General features: G+C 66.4%; 17 protein-coding genes. 9 read left to right on the top strand and 8 right to left on the bottom strand.

All coding sequences use genetic code 11. From position 1 onward, the window contains the following. Window positions 1-285: 285 nt before the first annotated feature. Window positions 286-981 carry a sensor domain-containing protein gene (locus ACIA8C_RS18970; RefSeq protein WP_397136239.1) on the bottom strand — a complete coding sequence of 232 codons (696 nt, stop codon included), beginning with the start codon at window positions 979-981 and terminating at the stop codon, window positions 286-288. Between the two features lie 245 nt (window positions 982-1,226). On the opposite strand from ACIA8C_RS18970, the gene ACIA8C_RS18975 reads away from it, so the two are divergent. The 4 genes from ACIA8C_RS18975 to speD all read left to right on the top strand — a co-directional run bounded on the left by ACIA8C_RS18975 (window position 1,227) and on the right by speD (window position 7,282). After that, entirely contained in the window at window positions 1,227-2,180 is a 954-nt protein-coding gene (locus ACIA8C_RS18975) for a proteasome assembly chaperone family protein (RefSeq protein WP_397136241.1), read from the top strand. A 35-nt stretch (window positions 2,181-2,215) separates the two neighbouring features. Beyond that, on the top strand, window positions 2,216-4,714 hold the full coding sequence (locus ACIA8C_RS18980) for a DEAD/DEAH box helicase (protein ID WP_397136243.1): 2,499 nt from the start codon (window positions 2,216-2,218) through the stop codon (window positions 4,712-4,714). A 173-nt stretch (window positions 4,715-4,887) separates the two neighbouring features. Then, complete coding sequence (locus tag ACIA8C_RS18985; RefSeq protein WP_397136245.1) at window positions 4,888-6,030, top strand: type III PLP-dependent enzyme; 1,143 nt, start codon at window positions 4,888-4,890, stop codon at window positions 6,028-6,030. Between the two features lie 7 nt (window positions 6,031-6,037). Continuing rightward, on the top strand, window positions 6,038-7,282 hold the full coding sequence (gene speD, locus ACIA8C_RS18990; RefSeq protein WP_397136247.1) for an adenosylmethionine decarboxylase: 1,245 nt from the start codon (window positions 6,038-6,040) through the stop codon (window positions 7,280-7,282). Window positions 7,283-7,449: 167 nt separating this feature from the next. On the opposite strand, the gene ACIA8C_RS18995 is transcribed toward speD, so the two are convergent. The 3 genes from ACIA8C_RS18995 to ACIA8C_RS19005 form a co-directional block, all read right to left on the bottom strand. After that, entirely contained in the window at window positions 7,450-7,650 is a 201-nt protein-coding gene (locus ACIA8C_RS18995; RefSeq protein ID WP_397136249.1) for a 4-oxalocrotonate tautomerase family protein, read from the bottom strand. Beyond that, window positions 7,650-8,384: an SDR family NAD(P)-dependent oxidoreductase gene (locus tag ACIA8C_RS19000; RefSeq protein ID WP_397136251.1), complete on the bottom strand. Its 735-nt coding sequence runs from the start codon at window positions 8,382-8,384 to the stop codon at window positions 7,650-7,652. Before ACIA8C_RS19000 ends, ACIA8C_RS18995 begins: the two co-directional genes overlap by 1 nt. Window positions 8,385-8,462: 78 nt before the next feature. Further along, on the bottom strand, window positions 8,463-9,149 hold the full coding sequence (locus ACIA8C_RS19005) for a TetR family transcriptional regulator C-terminal domain-containing protein (RefSeq protein ID WP_397136253.1): 687 nt from the start codon (window positions 9,147-9,149) through the stop codon (window positions 8,463-8,465). Between the two features lie 12 nt (window positions 9,150-9,161). Between ACIA8C_RS19005 and ACIA8C_RS19010 the strand changes: the two genes are divergently transcribed. Further along, entirely contained in the window at window positions 9,162-9,470 is a 309-nt protein-coding gene (locus ACIA8C_RS19010) for a hypothetical protein (RefSeq protein WP_397136255.1), read from the top strand. Between the two features lie 3 nt (window positions 9,471-9,473). Continuing rightward, entirely contained in the window at window positions 9,474-9,791 is a 318-nt protein-coding gene (locus ACIA8C_RS19015; protein WP_397136257.1) for a hypothetical protein, read from the top strand. Here the strand turns inward: ACIA8C_RS19015 and ACIA8C_RS19020 are convergent. Together ACIA8C_RS19020 and ACIA8C_RS19025 are read right to left on the bottom strand one after the other, a co-directional pair. Next, entirely contained in the window at window positions 9,753-10,208 is a 456-nt protein-coding gene (locus ACIA8C_RS19020) for a gamma-glutamylcyclotransferase family protein (RefSeq protein WP_397136259.1), read from the bottom strand. The two genes, ACIA8C_RS19015 and ACIA8C_RS19020, sit on opposite strands and share 39 nt — an antisense overlap. A 151-nt stretch (window positions 10,209-10,359) precedes the next feature. Beyond that, entirely contained in the window at window positions 10,360-11,268 is a 909-nt protein-coding gene (locus ACIA8C_RS19025) for a hydrogen peroxide-inducible genes activator (RefSeq protein WP_397136261.1), read from the bottom strand. Window positions 11,269-11,391: 123 nt separating this feature from the next. Here ACIA8C_RS19025 and ACIA8C_RS19030 point away from each other — a divergent pair, with 123 nt between their 5' ends. The 3 genes from ACIA8C_RS19030 to ACIA8C_RS19040 all read left to right on the top strand — a co-directional run bounded on the left by ACIA8C_RS19030 (window position 11,392) and on the right by ACIA8C_RS19040 (window position 13,415). Next, window positions 11,392-11,979 carry a peroxiredoxin gene (locus ACIA8C_RS19030; protein ID WP_107658151.1) on the top strand — a complete coding sequence of 196 codons (588 nt, stop codon included), beginning with the start codon at window positions 11,392-11,394 and terminating at the stop codon, window positions 11,977-11,979. Between the two features lie 84 nt (window positions 11,980-12,063). Beyond that, on the top strand, window positions 12,064-12,603 hold the full coding sequence (locus ACIA8C_RS19035; protein WP_397136263.1) for a carboxymuconolactone decarboxylase family protein: 540 nt from the start codon (window positions 12,064-12,066) through the stop codon (window positions 12,601-12,603). Between the two features lie 137 nt (window positions 12,604-12,740). After that, on the top strand, window positions 12,741-13,415 hold the full coding sequence (locus ACIA8C_RS19040) for a PhzF family phenazine biosynthesis protein (RefSeq protein WP_397136265.1): 675 nt from the start codon (window positions 12,741-12,743) through the stop codon (window positions 13,413-13,415). A 111-nt stretch (window positions 13,416-13,526) separates the two neighbouring features. Here the strand turns inward: ACIA8C_RS19040 and ACIA8C_RS19045 are convergent, their stop codons facing one another. After that, complete coding sequence (locus ACIA8C_RS19045) at window positions 13,527-14,255, bottom strand: anti-sigma factor domain-containing protein (protein ID WP_397136267.1); 729 nt, start codon at window positions 14,253-14,255, stop codon at window positions 13,527-13,529. Further along, a complete protein-coding gene (locus ACIA8C_RS19050; protein WP_397136269.1) occupies window positions 14,248-14,907 on the bottom strand; it encodes a sigma-70 family RNA polymerase sigma factor in 660 nt (219 codons plus the stop codon). The genes ACIA8C_RS19045 and ACIA8C_RS19050 overlap by 8 nt, the downstream gene beginning before the upstream one ends. Window positions 14,908-14,976 lie beyond the last annotated feature (69 nt).

The following is a 14,976-nucleotide window of genomic DNA, read 5'->3' on the forward strand; positions in this document are numbered from 1 at the left end:
GGCTCTTGCCCCTGAGCAGAGACGGGCGGGCACAGAAGAGTTCGTCCTGAGCACGGACGTCGCCGACGGGCGCGGAATCGGCCTGTGCGTCAGGACGACCGGAGGGCTGAGGGTTCGCGGGAGTGGTCATGGCGTCGAGACTGCCCGCAGGCACCGCCGGACCTTCCGCGCTGACCAGGCGATTCAGCCGCCCTGGGGAATTCTGCGGCCCTGTGGACAACTCCGCCGCATCCCGCCGTCGCCACCGCCCGGCTGTCGGCGCGACCTGCTAGCGTGCCGCGGCCACTATCCCTTCTCGACCCGCTGCACCGCCGTCGTGAACAGCTCATCCACCGCCGTCATATCCGGCTTGGCATCAGTAAAAGACATATACGTCACAGTGATTCGCACATCCCCGACCTGCCCGGCCAACGTCCGCATCGTCTGCGTCAGCCCGGCCCCGCCGACATCCGGCGTCACCGTCCGCCGCAACGCCAACGTGTCGTCCGCATCGATCGGTGACGCCGGTTCGAGTTCGGTCGTCACGGTGGTCATCGCAGGCCCCTTGCTCACCCGCACCGACCCGCACTGTTTCAGCTGGCTACGCAGCACGCCGAGCGGTTGCTCGGTCCGCGTCAATTCCACCGTGATCGTCGCCCGCGCGGCGTCATCGGTCCCGACCGCGATCGCGGTCTTATCCGCCCCGAACTGCTGCGCCGGCGGCAGACAACTCTCGGGCTGCACCCGCGCACCCCGCCCCACCCCGGTCAAATCCCCCGCCGCCTGGGACGCCGCCTCGGCGGGCAACACCACCGCCGGATACTTCGCCGGAAACTGCCCGGGTTCCACCAGCAATGCCGACAACGCCGCACCCACATGCCGCGTGACCACTGTCTGCTCCCCCGCGACCGGATGACCGACCACGGTCGACCCGCACCCGGCGAGCAGCACCGCGGACATGGCGAAAACCGCCCCCTTGCCCGCCGAATCCGCCACAGTCATCCACCCCACTGTGCCAAACTCCCCCTGCGCACCCGCGATGCCACGCCGCCGCACCGGGAATGCGCGGGGCGCTGACGCTGTTGCCTGGTCGTATGGGTCGGCGTCCGGCCGCGCGCGGTGGCTGTCACCCACATGGGGGACAATGGACATGGTTCCCGTCTCGGACGCTGCTCGTCTCGAATGACTTCGGTGTCGAAGACCGAGAGTCACCCGTGCCGGCGGAACCGCGCAGGAAGGAGCACGCGATGGACCACGAGTCGCGAATGTACGAACTGGAGTTTCCCGCTCCACAGCTGTCGTCCGACGACGGCGCGGGTCCGGTCCTGGTGCACGGACTGGAGGGCTTCACCGATGCGGGGCATGCGGTGCGGCTGGCCACGACGCACCTGCGCGAGAGCCTGGAAAGCGAACTGGTCGCCTCGTTCGACGTCGACGAGCTACTCGACTACCGCTCGCGCCGCCCGCTCATGACGTTCAAGACCGACCACTTCTCCGAGTACGCCGAGCCCGAGCTCAACCTTTGGGCACTGCGCGATACGGCGGGCACCCCGTTCCTGCTGCTCGCCGGCATCGAGCCGGACCTGCGCTGGGAGAAGTTCACCACCGCGGTGCGCTTGCTCGCCGAACAGCTCGGCGTGCGCCGCAGCATCGGTCTCAGCGCCATCCCGATGGCGATCCCGCACACCCGTCCGCTCGGCGTCACGGCACATTCTTCGGATCGCGACCTCATCGCCGAACATCAGCGCTGGCCCGGCGAACTCCAGGTGCCCGGCAGCGCGTCGTCGCTGCTGGAATACCGGATGGCCCAACACGGTCAGGAGTCGGTCGGCTTCTCGGTGCACGTGCCGCACTACCTGGCGCAAACCGCGTACCCCGAGGCCGCGCAGACCCTGCTGGAAAACGTCGCCGATAACGCGGGCCTGGATCTCCCGCTCGCCGCGCTCGGCGAGGCGGCGGCCAGGGTTCGTGAACAGGTCAACGAGCACATCGCCGGAAACTCCGAGGTGGAGACCGTCGTGCATGCGCTGGAACGCCAGTACGACAGCTTCGTCAGCGCCCAGGAACGCCAGTCGAGCCTGCTCGTCGGCGACGGCGAACTGCCGAGTGGCGACGAGCTCGGCGCCGAATTCGAACGCTTCCTTGCCGAGCAGGGTGGCTACGAGGGTGAGACCGGTCCCGAGCCGGGCGAGCAGCGGTAACAACCCTGCGGGCGTCAGCCCGTAGGGTGTTCGGGGTGGATCTGACCGAGCTGCTGGAGATACCGGGAACCGACGCCGACGCCCTGTACGAGTCCTTCGGGGCGTGGGCCGCGGAGCAGGGCACCCCGCTGTATCCGGCGCAGGACGAGGCGCTACTCGAATTAGCGTCCGGATCCAACGTCATCCTCGCCACGCCGACAGGTTCGGGTAAGTCCCTGGTCGCGGTAGGCGCGCATCTCATCGCGCTCGCCCAGGGAAAACGCACTTACTACACCGCCCCGATCAAGGCGCTGGTCAGCGAGAAGTTCTTCGCCCTGTGCGAGGTGTTCGGCGCGGACAAGGTCGGCATGGTCACCGGCGACGCCGCGGTCAACGCGGACGCGCCGATCATCTGCGCCACCGCGGAAATCCTGGCGAACCTCGCCCTGCGCGAGGGCTCGGCCGCCGACGTCGGCCAGGTCGTGATGGACGAATTCCATTTCTACGCCGACCCCGATCGCGGCTGGGCCTGGCAGGTCCCGCTGCTGGAACTGCCCCGCGTCCAGTTCCTGCTCATGTCCGCCACGCTCGGCGAGGTCGACTTCTTCGCCGAGGACATGCAGCGTCGCACCGGCCGCCCGTCGGCCATCGTCGCGGGCACCGAACGCCCGGTCCCGCTGACCTTCTCCTATGCGCGCACCCCCATCACCGAAACCCTGGAAGAACTCGTCACCACCCACCAGGCCCCGGTCTACGTGGTGCATTTCACCCAGGCCGCCGCGCTCGAACGCGCCCAGGCGCTGACCAGCGTGAACTTCGCCACGCGCGCCGAAAAGGACGCCCTCGCCACGGCATTGGGCGAATTCCGCTTCGCCTCCGGCTTCGGCAAGACGCTGTCCCGGCTGATCCGGCACGGCATCGGCGTGCATCACGCGGGCATGCTGCCGAAGTACCGGCGCTTGGTCGAACGCCTGGCGCAGGAGGGTCTGCTGAAGGTGGTTTGCGGCACCGACACCCTCGGCGTCGGCATCAACGTCCCGATCCGCACCGTGCTGCTGACCGGCCTGACCAAGTACGACGGCGTGCGCACCCGCAGGCTGAAAGCCCGTGAATTCCACCAGATTTCGGGTCGAGCCGGGCGCGCGGGCTACGACACCATGGGCACGGTCGTCGTCCAGGCCCCCGAACATGAAGTGGAGAACACCCGCCTGCTCGCCAAGGCGGGCGACGACCCGAAGAAACAGCGAAAGGTGGTGCGCCGCAAGCCACCCGAGGGTTTCGTCTCGTGGAGCGAGGAGACCTTCGACCGCCTCGTCGCCGCCCAGCCGGAGCCGATGGTATCGCGGTTCAGTGTGACGAACTCCATGCTGCTCAACGTGATTGCCCGCCCGGGCAACTGCTTCGACGCCATGCGCCACCTGCTCGAGGACAACCACGAACCGCGCCCCGCCCAGCGCAAACACATCCTGCGCGCGATCCGTCTCTACCGCGCGCTGCGCGACGCAGGCGTGGTCCAGCAGCTCGACGAACCCGACGCGCAGGGCCGCCGCGCCCGCCTCACCGTCGACCTGCAACGCGACTTCGCGCTCGACCAGCCGCTGTCGCCGTTCGCACTCGCCGCCTTCGACCTACTCGACAAAGACGCGCCCGGCTATACCCTCGATGTGGTGTCCCTCATCGAATCGACCCTGGAGGATCCGCGCCAGCTGCTGATGGCTCAGCAGCACAAGGCGCGCGGCGTGGCGATCAATGAGATGAAGGCCGACGGCATCGAGTACGACGAGCGGATGGAGCTGCTCGAAGAGGTCACCTGGCCCAAGCCCCTGGCAGAGCTGATCGAGCCCGCCTTCGAGACCTATCGCGCCGGGCACCCGTGGGTGTCGGAATTCGCGCCGTCACCCAAGTCGGTGGTGCGCGACATGATCGACCGGTCGATGACCTTCGCCGAGCTGATCTCGTTCTATGAGCTGGCCCGCTCCGAGGGTGTCGTGCTGCGCTATCTCGCCGACGCCTACCGCGCGCTGCGGCGAACCGTGCCGGACGCCGCGCGCACCGAAGAGCTCGACGACATCACCGAGTGGCTCGGCGAGCTGGTCCGTCAGGTCGACTCGAGCCTGCTCGACGAATGGGAGCAGCTCACCAACCCCGGCGCGGAGATCGACGCCGACCAGCTGGCCTTCGGGGCCGAGACGGTGCGCCCCATCTCCGCCAACGAGCGCGCGTTCCGGGTGATGATCCGCAACACCATGTTCCGCCGGGTCGAGCTCGCCTCGCTGCGCCGCTGGGATGTGCTGGCCGACATGGGCATCGGGCCGGACTGGGAGGCCGACCTGGCCCCATATTTCGAGGAGTACGGGCGCATCGGCATCGGCCAGGACGCGCGCGGACCGCAACTGTTCCAGATCGAACGAAGACCCGGTTTCTGGCAGGTGCGTCAGGTCCTCGACGACCCGGCGGGCGACCACGGCTGGTCGATCGTCGGTGTGGTGGATCTGGCCGAGTCCGATGCCGCCGGTGAGGTCGTCTTCGACGAAATCACGGTGTCCGCGGGCTGACCGCACCGCCCGCCCCCACCCGAATCACTACAGAATCCATACAGGTCAGTGGCTATCTGACGCCCGTTTACGGGTGCTTCGCTGAGGTGCCACCGGCACGAGGTTTGACGGATTCGGTTCTGGGTAGGAGCCGCTGATACTCTCTCCGCTGCTGCCAAAGCGAAAGATCAACTATGCTTACCCACCCCGTCGGCTCCGCCTCCTGCCATCCCCTGGCGCCCGAATCACCGTTTCTTGTCATCTATCCCGAGCGAGTGCGTGCGAACTTCCACGCGCTCCATGCCGCCATGCCCGCGGCAAGGATTCGCTTCGCGGTCAAGGCAAGTCCGGTACCGGAGCTCATCCAGGCGCTCGACGAGGAAGGCGCCGAGTTCGATGTCGCCAGCATCGGCGAGATCGAGCTGTGCCTCGCGCTCGGCGTCGAACCGGACACGCTCTGCTACGGCAACCCGATCAAGAAGGCCGCCGACATCGCCCGCGCGTATGCGCTGGGCGTGCGCCGGTTCGCCTTCGACACCGAGGACGATCTGCTGCGCATCGTGGAGCACGCGCCGGGCTCGGAGGTCGAATGCCGGTTCCTCGCTTCGGCTCCCGAGTCGCGCACGCCGTTCGGCGCCAAGTTCGGCTGCACGCCGGGCGAGGCGTTCCGGCTGCTGGTGCGGGCCCGTGATCTCGGGTTGATCGTCGCGGGGCCGTACTTCCACGTCGGGTCCCAGCAGCTCGATCCGGACGCGTGGCGGATCGGCATCGAGCAGGCGGGGCGTATCACGGAAGCATTGGCCGACAAGGATATTCACGTTCGATCGGTGAATATCGGTGGCGGCCTGCCGATCGCGTACGCCGATCCCGCGCCCGCACTCGCCGAGATCGCCGCGGTGGTCAACGCCGCCGCAGCCGAATTCCTGCCCGAGACCGCCGGATTGGTGGTCGAACCCGGCCGCGCGCTGGTCGGTTCCGCGGGCATCATCCACGCCGAAGTTGTCGGCGTGCGCATTGCGCCGGACGCCCGGCGCTGGGTGTATCTCGACGTCGGCCGCTACAACGGAATGGCCGAGACCGAGAACGAGTACATCGCCTATCGATTCGTCACGGATCGGGACGGTGACCCTGTCGACGAGGCAGTGGTGGCTGGTCCGACCTGCGACGGAGACGATGTACTGTATCAACGCACGCGGGTCCTCCTACCGACCACGTTGCGAGCCGGTGATCGCATCCAGATCCTCGACACCGGCGCCTATACCGCGAGCTATTCGTCGGTGTCCTTCAATGGTTTTCCGCCCTTGACCGTTCATGTCTCGGGCGCTGAGCGAGAGTGAGTTTGCCATGACGGCGGATTTCACCGGCTGGCACGTGCTGGCCGAGTTCGGTGGTGTCGACGCGACCCTTTGCGACGACCTCGAACGACTCGAATCGGCGTTGCGTGAGTCTTTGATCGCGGCGGGCGTCACCATCTGCGATGTCGTACACAAGAAGTTCGATCCGCAGGGGGTGACTGTCCTCGCGCTGTTGTCGGAGTCTCACGCCTCGATTCACACTTATCCGGAGTCCGGCGACATCTTTGTCGACGTCTTCACCTGCGGCAGTATCGGCGCCGGTGCGTCGAAGGCTGTCGAGCTGCTCCGGGATAGATTGTCTCCCAAGGACGTTCGAATGCAGGTCATCCGCCGCGGGCACGGCTCGCGGTATTCACCCACCCCGTCGGCTCCGCCGACTGCCGACCCTCAGTGGATCGAGGAGCCGGTGGGCGCGGGCCTGACCCGCATCTGGGACCTGCACGAGGTCATCGTGGACACCAATACGCCGTTCCAGCACATGGTGATCGCGCGCACCGAGCAGGGCATCAGCCTGTTCTCCGACGACGATCGCCAGTCCACGGAGTTCTCCCAGGTGACCTACCACGAGGCGATGATGGTCCCCGCCTTCGCGCTGGCCGAGAAGCTGGACAAGGTGCTCATCATCGGTTCCGGTGAGGGCGTGGCCAGCCAGATGTCGGTCGCCGCGGGCGCGACGCTGGTGGATCACGTCGACATCGATCAGCTCGAGGTCGAGCTGTGCGCCGAGCACCTGCCCTACGGCTACACCAGCGACGAGCTGGCCGCCGCCGTGCGCGGCGAGGGCCCGGTCAAGGTGCACTACGCCGACGGCTGGGACTTCCTGGCCAAGGCCGCCGAGGCGGGCACCCGCTACGACGTCATCGTGATCGACCTGCCCGACGAGCGAGTCGAAGACGCCCAGCACAACCGCCTCTACGAGTCGGAGTTCCTGTCCCGATGTCGGGCCTTGCTCGCCCCCGGCGGTGTACTGAGCGCCCAAGCAGGCTGCGCAACCATGTGGCGCAACGAGACGCTGAAGCGCTCCTGGAACCGCTTCCACGAACAGTTCGGCACCGTCGTGCAATACGGCAGCGACGAACATGAATGGACGTTCCTGTTCGGCACGAACGAGCGGATCGCCGACCCGGTGCAGGACATGACCGATCGCCTGGCCACCCTGCCCTTCCGGCCGGAAACCGTCGACGCACGGGCCCTCGTGCGCGGCGCGATCGAACCGTACGCACTGCGGGTATAGAACACCCGAACGGCACCGGCTCCCAAGTGATTTCGCTTGGGAGCCGGTGCCGTTTCGACGTGACGCACGTTGCACCCTCTTGACGCAGGCCGCATCCTCCGCCAGGAGGACGTTCCGTATGTCAAGTCATCGGGGCCGCGCCGAGCGTTTGGCGCGTGGGTGTTCGGCTAGGTGCGGTTGCGGTGGTCCTCGACGTTCAGGCCGCCGACACCCCAGTTGGTGAGTTCGACCTCGTCGATTACTACGAAAGTGGTTGCCGGGTCCTTGTCGAGAACCTCCTGGAGTAGGTCGGTGACGCCTTTGATCAAGCGCGCCTTTTGTTCTCGGGTGACACCTTCGTCGGTGACCTTGATGTTGACGTAGGGCATCAGGCGGCCCGCCCGGAGATGAATCCGCCGTCTACGGGCAAGATGTGGCCGGTGGTGAATTCGGCGTCCGCGAGATACAGCACCGCGGCGGTGGTTTCGGCGACCTCACCGATCCGATTCAGCAAAGCCAGTCGGCCGGAAGCGGTTTCGTCGCCGTCGCCGAACAGTGGGGTGCGGATGATGCCGGGTGCGACGGCGTTGACCCTGATCGCGTCGGCCGCGAGTTCCGCGGCGAGGCTGGTGGTGAGCGCGTGCACGCCGCCCTTGCTGACCAACGCCGCGGAGGCAGGCAGCCCGGCGAGCGCGTGATTCACGAGCACCGTGCCGATATTGACGATGCTGCCGCCGGATCCCTGCCGCTTCAACTGCCGCACCACCGCTTGCGTGGTGAAGTACGTGCCCTTCAGGTTGCCGTTCACGTACCTGTCGAGGTCCTCCTCGGTGACGTCGACGAACGGCTTGGCGCCGAAGATGCCTGCGTTGTTGACCAGCACATCCACCCCGCCGAACCGCTCGACCGCCGCCCGCACCAGCTCAGAACCCGTTGCGGGAGAGCCGATATCGCCCGCGAAGGTGGCCACCCGCGCCGGCGCGCCGAGCTCCGCGGCCACCTCGGCGAGCTTGCCCGAGTCGCGCCCGTTGAGCACCACGTTGTCCCCGCGCGTCACAAACGCTCGAGCAATATCACGCCCGATCCCGCTGGAGGATCCGGTCACGATCACCGTCTTCGTCATCTGCTCTCCTTCTCACATTTGATACGACCGGTCGTCTTGGAATGGACATAAAAAGACGACCGTTTAGGAATGCCCAGTTCAGGGCAGGAAGTAGTCCCCCAGCAAACGGTCCAAACACTTGTTCAGCGGCGCCAACGTCCGATCGATCTTCATCCGGATCACCGCCCCCTCCCACGATTCCAGCAACAGATCCGCCAAATCGGTCGCGTCGATATCCCCCCGAATCATCCCCAGCCCCTGTGCTTCCCGCAGTTGCTCAGCCACCCGATCCCGCCACATCCCCCACGCACTCGACAACGACTCCCGAAGCAGCTCACTACCTTCGAGCTCCCCACCAAGATTCGCGATCAAGCACCCCCCGGTGAACTCCGCCTCGACGAACTCCTCCATCAGCCGCCCGAAAAACGCCCGCAACCCACTCACCGGATCCGCCGCCGCCCCGAACGCCTCGCTCAAATTCCGCTGCACACACAGCGAATGATGCTCGATCACCGCCCGCCCAAAACTCTCCTTGCTATCAAAGTAGTTATAAAACGACCCCTTAGGCACCCCCACCTTGTCCAAAACCTGCTTGATCCCAGTCCCGTGATACCCCTGCGCCAAAAACCCAGCAGCCCCCTCCTCCACCAAAAGCTGCCGAGTATCCCCACTCCGCCTAGGTCGCGCCATACCTTCAATATACGACCGGTCGTCTACAAACGCCAACCGCGGCGACCGCATCAAGTGGGTATTGCCCATATGCACACTTGGTGCGATGATGAACACGGAGGTAATGCGATGACGATGTCCAGCTTGGATTTGAGCCGCTTCGAGACCGTCGGCGAAAGTGAAGCCGATTCCCGCGGGCGCGTCGCATTGGGACGCGCGGGCGCGCGCCCGGGCCGCCGATACCAGGTCCGCATCGACAGCGACGGGGTGGTGGTTTTAGTGCCAGTGGTCTCGATTCTGGAACGCGAAATGATGGTGTGGGAAAACCCGCACCTGGCCGAGGAGATCCGACAGGGCGTGAAAGACGCCGAGTCCGGCGACACGGTCGACCTCGGTGATTTCACACAGTTCGCCACCGACCCCGAGGACAAGGCCTGACCGGTGGCATATGAACTGCGCTTCGCGCACGCCGCCGCCGATGCCTTACACGCACTGACCAAAAGGCCCAACACGGCAACCAAACTCAAAAAAGTTCGCAAAGCGCTGGGCCTACTGCAATCAGATCCGCTCTACCCCGGTCTGAATTCCCATCGCTACCAGAACTTTCCAGGCCTGGAGAAGGAACGGATCTGGGACTCCTACGTCGAGAACCACACGCCGGGCGCATGGCGCATCTACTGGATGTATGGGCCGGACTTCGAACGCGACGGCGAATCGGTGTCAGTGATCACCGTTCTCGCGATCGGACCACATCTTTAACCCGCGTCGCCATTGGGCGGAGTGGGTGACGAAGTGCGGGAGGTGGTCGGTGACGAAGTGGGCTGGGTGCCAATCATCTTGTGCGACAGTGGCAGTCCATTCGTAGGTCCAGGATCGTTGTGCGGGACGGGCCAAGTCGATTGGGCGGAGGTCGTATTCGTCGTCTTCGAAGGCGTCGAGGACCGCCCACTCCGTTGAGGTGAGGCCGGCGAGGACGATGCCGTGGGCCAGGGCGTTCGGCTCAGGGACCAGGCCGGGGTACACCCGGCCGGGCAGAGCCGCTACCCGCCAGCCTGGCGCGGCGGCCGTTGTTCGCTGCGGCACGCGGCCGATCAGAATCTCCAGTACCTCAGGGAACTGCAACGTCCCGTAGACGAACAACGAATGCCCCTGTGTAGCAATCGCTTCCCATCGCATGCCGCTCGATGGTGACCGGTCCATCCGCCGCTCCTCTCGCATTCTCGATCCGCACGCCGCGCAAGTGGACGCCGATCTCCGACGACACAGGCGAGGCCAACATGATCGCAAGTCTGACGCGGAAATCGACTGGCGGCGAACATCTTCAGCCCTACTCCGGCCGTATGGTGCGAATGATCGCGGCGAGGTACTCGTAATCCTCCGCGCGAGCAGTGGACGTCCGATAGGCGAGCCCGATGGTGCGACCAGGTGCGGGGGTGGCGAAATGGGCGGTATCGAGTGTGCCGCGGGCGGCTTCGGAGGCGACGGCCATTTGCGGGATGAGGGTGACGCCGAGACCGCCTGCGACACACTGCACTACGGTCGCCAGCGAGGCAGCGCGGGTGTCGCCGACCGCGGCCGGGTGGATCTCGGCGGAGCGGCACAGGTCCAGGGTTTGGTCGCGCAGGCAGTGGCCCTCGTCGAGCAGCAGCAGGGGCAGCGAGTCGAGGACGGACGGGGCGAGGTCGGTGCGGCCGGCCAGTTCGTGGCCGCGCGGTGTCACCAACACGAATTCCTCGGTATAGAGCGGGATCTCGACCAGGCCGGGAATGTCGGTCGGCAACGCGAGCAGTGCGACGTCGAGCACGCCGGTGCGCAGGCCGTCCAGCAGTCGCACGGTCTGATCCTCGATCACCTGCGGGTGGAGCGTGGGTAACTTCTTCTGCAACTCCGGAAGAAGACCTGGTAGCACATACGGAGCAACCGTCGGAATGATGCCCATCCGCAAGGTGCCCCCGAGACCGTCCCCGGTCGCCGACGCCACGAAACGATCGGCCGCCTCGAGCGTCGCCATCGCCTTGGGCAGCAACCGCATCCCCGCGGCGGTGACCAGAACCCGTCGCGTGCTTCGCTCGATCAGTTGTAGCCCGAGCCCGTGTTCAAGTGCCGCGAGCGCCTGCGATAGCGTGGGCTGGCTCACACTGAGCCGCGCTGCGGCAGTGCCGAAGTGGCGATATTCCGCGACCGCCACGAACGCACGCAGCTGTGACAGGGTCGGCTGATAAGTCTGATCGGTCACGGCTATCAGTGTAGTGCGACTGATCACCTTTACCTTTCACCAGCCCTTCGGCAAGATCGCAAGGGAGCTTTTCTGCTTTTCCGCACAGTGCTAGCAAACCCACCAAGAACGAGGAGATTAGGTATGGCATTGCTGACCATCGGCGACCAATTCCCGGCATACAACCTCACCGCTGTCATCGGTGGTGATCTGTCCAAGGTCGACGCTCAGCAGCCTGACGATTACTTCACCCAGATCACCAGCGACGATCACGCGGGCAAGTGGCGGATCGTCTTCTTCTGGCCCAAGGACTTCACCTTCGTGTGCCCGACGGAGATCGCCGCGTTCGGCAAGCTCAACGAGGAATTCGCGGACCGGGACGCGCAGGTGCTCGGCGCCTCGGTCGACAACGAGTTCGTGCACTTCCAGTGGCGTGCACAGCACGAGGACCTGAAGACCCTGCCGTTCCCGATCCTGTCCGACCTCAAGCGCGAATTGGCCGCAGCCACCGGCGTTCTCAACGCCGACGGGGTCGCCGACCGGGCGACTTTCATCGTCGACCCGAACAACGAGGTCCAGTTCGTCTCGGTCACCGCGGGTTCGGTCGGCCGCAACGTCGACGAGGTGCTGCGGGTGCTCGACGCGCTGCAGTCCGACGAGCTGTGCGCCTGCAACTGGAAGAAGGGCGACCCGACCATCAACGCGGGCGAACTGCTCGCCGCGAGCGTCTGAGTCCAAAACCGCTGCGTCAGTACATGAATGACTCCCATTTCACCGCTCCCCGCGCAGGCGAGGATGATCCGAGGATAGAGATACATGAGTGTTGAGAACCTGAAGAACTCCCTCCCCGAGTACGCCAAGGACCTCAAGCTCAATCTGTCATCGCTCGCGCGCACCACCGTGCTGAACGAACAGCAGCTGTGGGGCACCCTGCTGGCGTCGGCGGCGGCGACCCGGTCGGCGACCACGCTGCGCGAGATCGCCGAGGAAGCCGCGGACGTGCTGTCCGAGCAGGCGTACAACGCCGCGCTCGGCGCAGCCTCGATCATGGGCATGAACAATGTGTTCTATCGGGGCAAGGCGTTCCTCGGCGGGCGCTACGACGACCTGCGGGCCGGTCTGCGCATGCAGATCATCGGTACCCCGGGGGTCGACAAGGCCGATTTCGAGCTGTGGTCGTTCGCGGTGTCCTCGATCAACGGCTGCGGGCATTGCCTGGAGGCGCACGAGCACACGCTGCGTGAGGCGGGCGTGTCCCGTGAGGTGATCTTCGAGTCGCTGCGCGCGGCCGCGATCGTCGCCGGTGTCGGCCAGGCAGTGGAGTCGACCGAGACACTGGCCGCCGCCACGGTCTGAGCAATCGAATCGAGGCCGTCGACGGGTCCGCACAGCGGACCGTCGGCGGCCTCTTTCATCCCGCTGACCAGCGATAACGTGCCGGTGTGTGCTACGCGACAGCTCGGTGTCGGGACCGGATAGTAGGCTCGGCAACCATGGGCACACAGCTTGACGTGGTGCGAGTTTTCACCGATTCCGCCGGGCGATTCGGCAACGAACTGGGGATCGCACGGGCCGCGGACGTGGCCGAAGCCGACCGGCAGGCGCTCGCGGCGAAGGCCGGATACAGCGAGACCGTCGTCGTCGAAGACCCGGTCGACAAGATCGCGCGGGTGCGGATTTATACCCCCGCCGTGGAACTGCCGTTCGCAGGCCACCCGTCGGTGGGCACCGCCTGGTGGTTCGCCGCGCAGGGCACGCCGGTACACCGACTGACCGTCCCGGCGGGCCCGATCGCGGTCGAGCTGTCCGAGGGCCTCACCTGGATCACCGCGCGCGGCGAATGGGCGCCCGACTTCACCTTCCACCAGCTCGCCGACCTCGACGAACTGACCGCCCTGCGCCCCGACGACTTCACCGGCGGCCCACACTACTTCTGGGCATGGACCGACGAGAACCGCGGCGCCCTGCGCTCCCGAATGTTCGCGCCCACCTTGGGAATCGCCGAGGACGAGGCCACCGGCGCCGCGGCCGTCGCCATCACCGCACTGCTGCGCCGCGGCTTGGTCATCACCCAGGGCAAGGGATCCCAGCTCTTCACCGCCTGGGATTCCGACGGCTGGGTTCGCCTCGGCGGCCGCGTCGTCGCCGACCAATCAGTGGAGATCTGAGCGCCGCATAGGCACCCGATCGGCGGCGGGGTGATCGTCGCACTTCGCCGCCGAATCGTCTGTCGCACAGGGCGGTACAGCGCGGGAACATCGAACACGAAGCAATCGAGCTCAGGGCAGCGGCACCCCGGTAATCGGGGCCGTCGTGGGAGCCGGAGACCCACCAGGTGGTTCGACGGTCACCGCCAACGTCTCGCCGGAGTCGAAGGCCGTGACGAAAGGCGTTGCAGCCGAAGGCAACCCGTCGAGCACACCCGCCGACCGCGCCTTCGCCGCCGCGCCCGGCGGCACGAGCCACACCTGATACACCCGTCCGGACGGCGGTTCGGCCACTCCATCGAACGCGATCACCGCGAGCCGTTGCTGGGGCGAGATTTCCACCACGAGGGTGCCGCCACCGGTGACCGGCTTGGTCACCGTGCGCGCGTCCGGCTGCCGGTGCACCTGCTCCGCGCCAGGCACTCCGGGCGGCGGCGCACCGATCCGGTCCGCGATCACGCTGCCACCGATAACCAGGCACGCCGCGGCGGCCACCGGCACCGCCCAGCGCATCCGCCGCTGCCATCCCGAGGGAAGTTCGGCGCGCCCGTCATCGGGCAGCGCCGCCAGAATCCGCGACTCCAACTCCGGCGGCGGCGCCTGTGAGTCGAGTTCGGCGACCCGCGCCATCACCTCGTGCATCCGCTGCACGGTCTCGGAGAACGCTTGCCGCACAGCGGGATCAGCCTTCGCCAGCCGCTCCTCGATGTGTCTGCGTTCGATATCGCCGACCGCGTCCAACGCGCACGGGTACGCCAGGTCGAGCAGTTCCGCGTCGGACCGCGGGGGGTTCTCAGCCATCGGCGCCTTCTCCGGACAAGCATTTCTCCAGTCTGTTCAGCCCATCACGGATGCGCGTCTTGATGGTGGGTAACGGCACCGATAGCTGGTCTGCGACTTCACGGTACGTCCGTCCGGTGTAGTAGGCGAGGGTGATCGCCGCACGCTGCGTCGTGGTCAGCACGCCGAGGTAATCGAGGCCCGCCTGCTCCGCCACCGATTCGGCGACGACGTCGTGATCGCGGCCCGCTTGTGCGAAGGTCTGGTCGCGGACCGCGGCGGCGGCTTCCGCGCGCACTCGGTCGACGGCGCGGCGGTGCGCGAGCGTCATGAGCCAGCCGACCGGGCTCGACAGCGCGGTGTCGTACTGGTCGGCGGTCGACCACACCTGGAGATACACCTCTTGGGTGACTTCCTCGGCGGTGGCATGACTGTGCAGGATGCGCACGGCGAGTCCGAAGACCCGCGAGCTGGTGAGTCGATAGAACTCGGTGAACGCAGCGCGGTCCCCCGTTCCGGTTGCCACGAGCAGTGCGCCGAGTCGGCCGGCCAGTGCGGATCGGTGTCGGTCGAGCTCGCTGGGCAGCACACACAGGCGTAACGGCTCATCCCGTGCGGCACCCGGCGCCGGGTCGACACATCGATGGGCTGAAGCAAGAACGTGCTCCGTCATCGCCGAATCGCTGCCTGCATAGACAGGGGTTCGGTATGAGCTGGCGCGCGGATTGGTCCGCGACGCCGG

The organism is Nocardia sp. NPDC051321 (genome assembly GCF_044455225.1).
Classification (GTDB): domain Bacteria; phylum Actinomycetota; class Actinomycetes; order Mycobacteriales; family Mycobacteriaceae; genus Nocardia.

Coding starts and splice junctions, on each gene's coding strand:
- ACIA8C_RS18970 (WP_397136239.1), bottom strand. CDS start 981: ATGACTGTGGCGGATTCGGCGGGCAAGGGGGCGGTTTTCGCCATGTCC.
- ACIA8C_RS18985 (WP_397136245.1), top strand. CDS start 4,888: ATGCTTACCCACCCCGTCGGCTCCGCCTCCTGCCATCCCCTGGCGCCC.
- ACIA8C_RS18975 (WP_397136241.1), top strand. CDS start 1,227: ATGGACCACGAGTCGCGAATGTACGAACTGGAGTTTCCCGCTCCACAG.
- ACIA8C_RS19030 (WP_107658151.1), top strand. CDS start 11,392: ATGGCATTGCTGACCATCGGCGACCAATTCCCGGCATACAACCTCACC.
- speD (WP_397136247.1), top strand. CDS start 6,038: ATGACGGCGGATTTCACCGGCTGGCACGTGCTGGCCGAGTTCGGTGGT.
- ACIA8C_RS19040 (WP_397136265.1), top strand. CDS start 12,741: ATGGGCACACAGCTTGACGTGGTGCGAGTTTTCACCGATTCCGCCGGG.
- ACIA8C_RS19020 (WP_397136259.1), bottom strand. CDS start 10,208: ATGCGATGGGAAGCGATTGCTACACAGGGGCATTCGTTGTTCGTCTAC.
- ACIA8C_RS19010 (WP_397136255.1), top strand. CDS start 9,162: ATGACGATGTCCAGCTTGGATTTGAGCCGCTTCGAGACCGTCGGCGAA.
- ACIA8C_RS19035 (WP_397136263.1), top strand. CDS start 12,064: ATGAGTGTTGAGAACCTGAAGAACTCCCTCCCCGAGTACGCCAAGGAC.
- ACIA8C_RS19045 (WP_397136267.1), bottom strand. CDS start 14,255: ATGGCTGAGAACCCCCCGCGGTCCGACGCGGAACTGCTCGACCTGGCG.
- ACIA8C_RS18995 (WP_397136249.1), bottom strand. CDS start 7,650: ATGCCCTACGTCAACATCAAGGTCACCGACGAAGGTGTCACCCGAGAA.
- ACIA8C_RS19000 (WP_397136251.1), bottom strand. CDS start 8,384: ATGACGAAGACGGTGATCGTGACCGGATCCTCCAGCGGGATCGGGCGT.
- ACIA8C_RS19050 (WP_397136269.1), bottom strand. CDS start 14,907: ATGACGGAGCACGTTCTTGCTTCAGCCCATCGATGTGTCGACCCGGCG.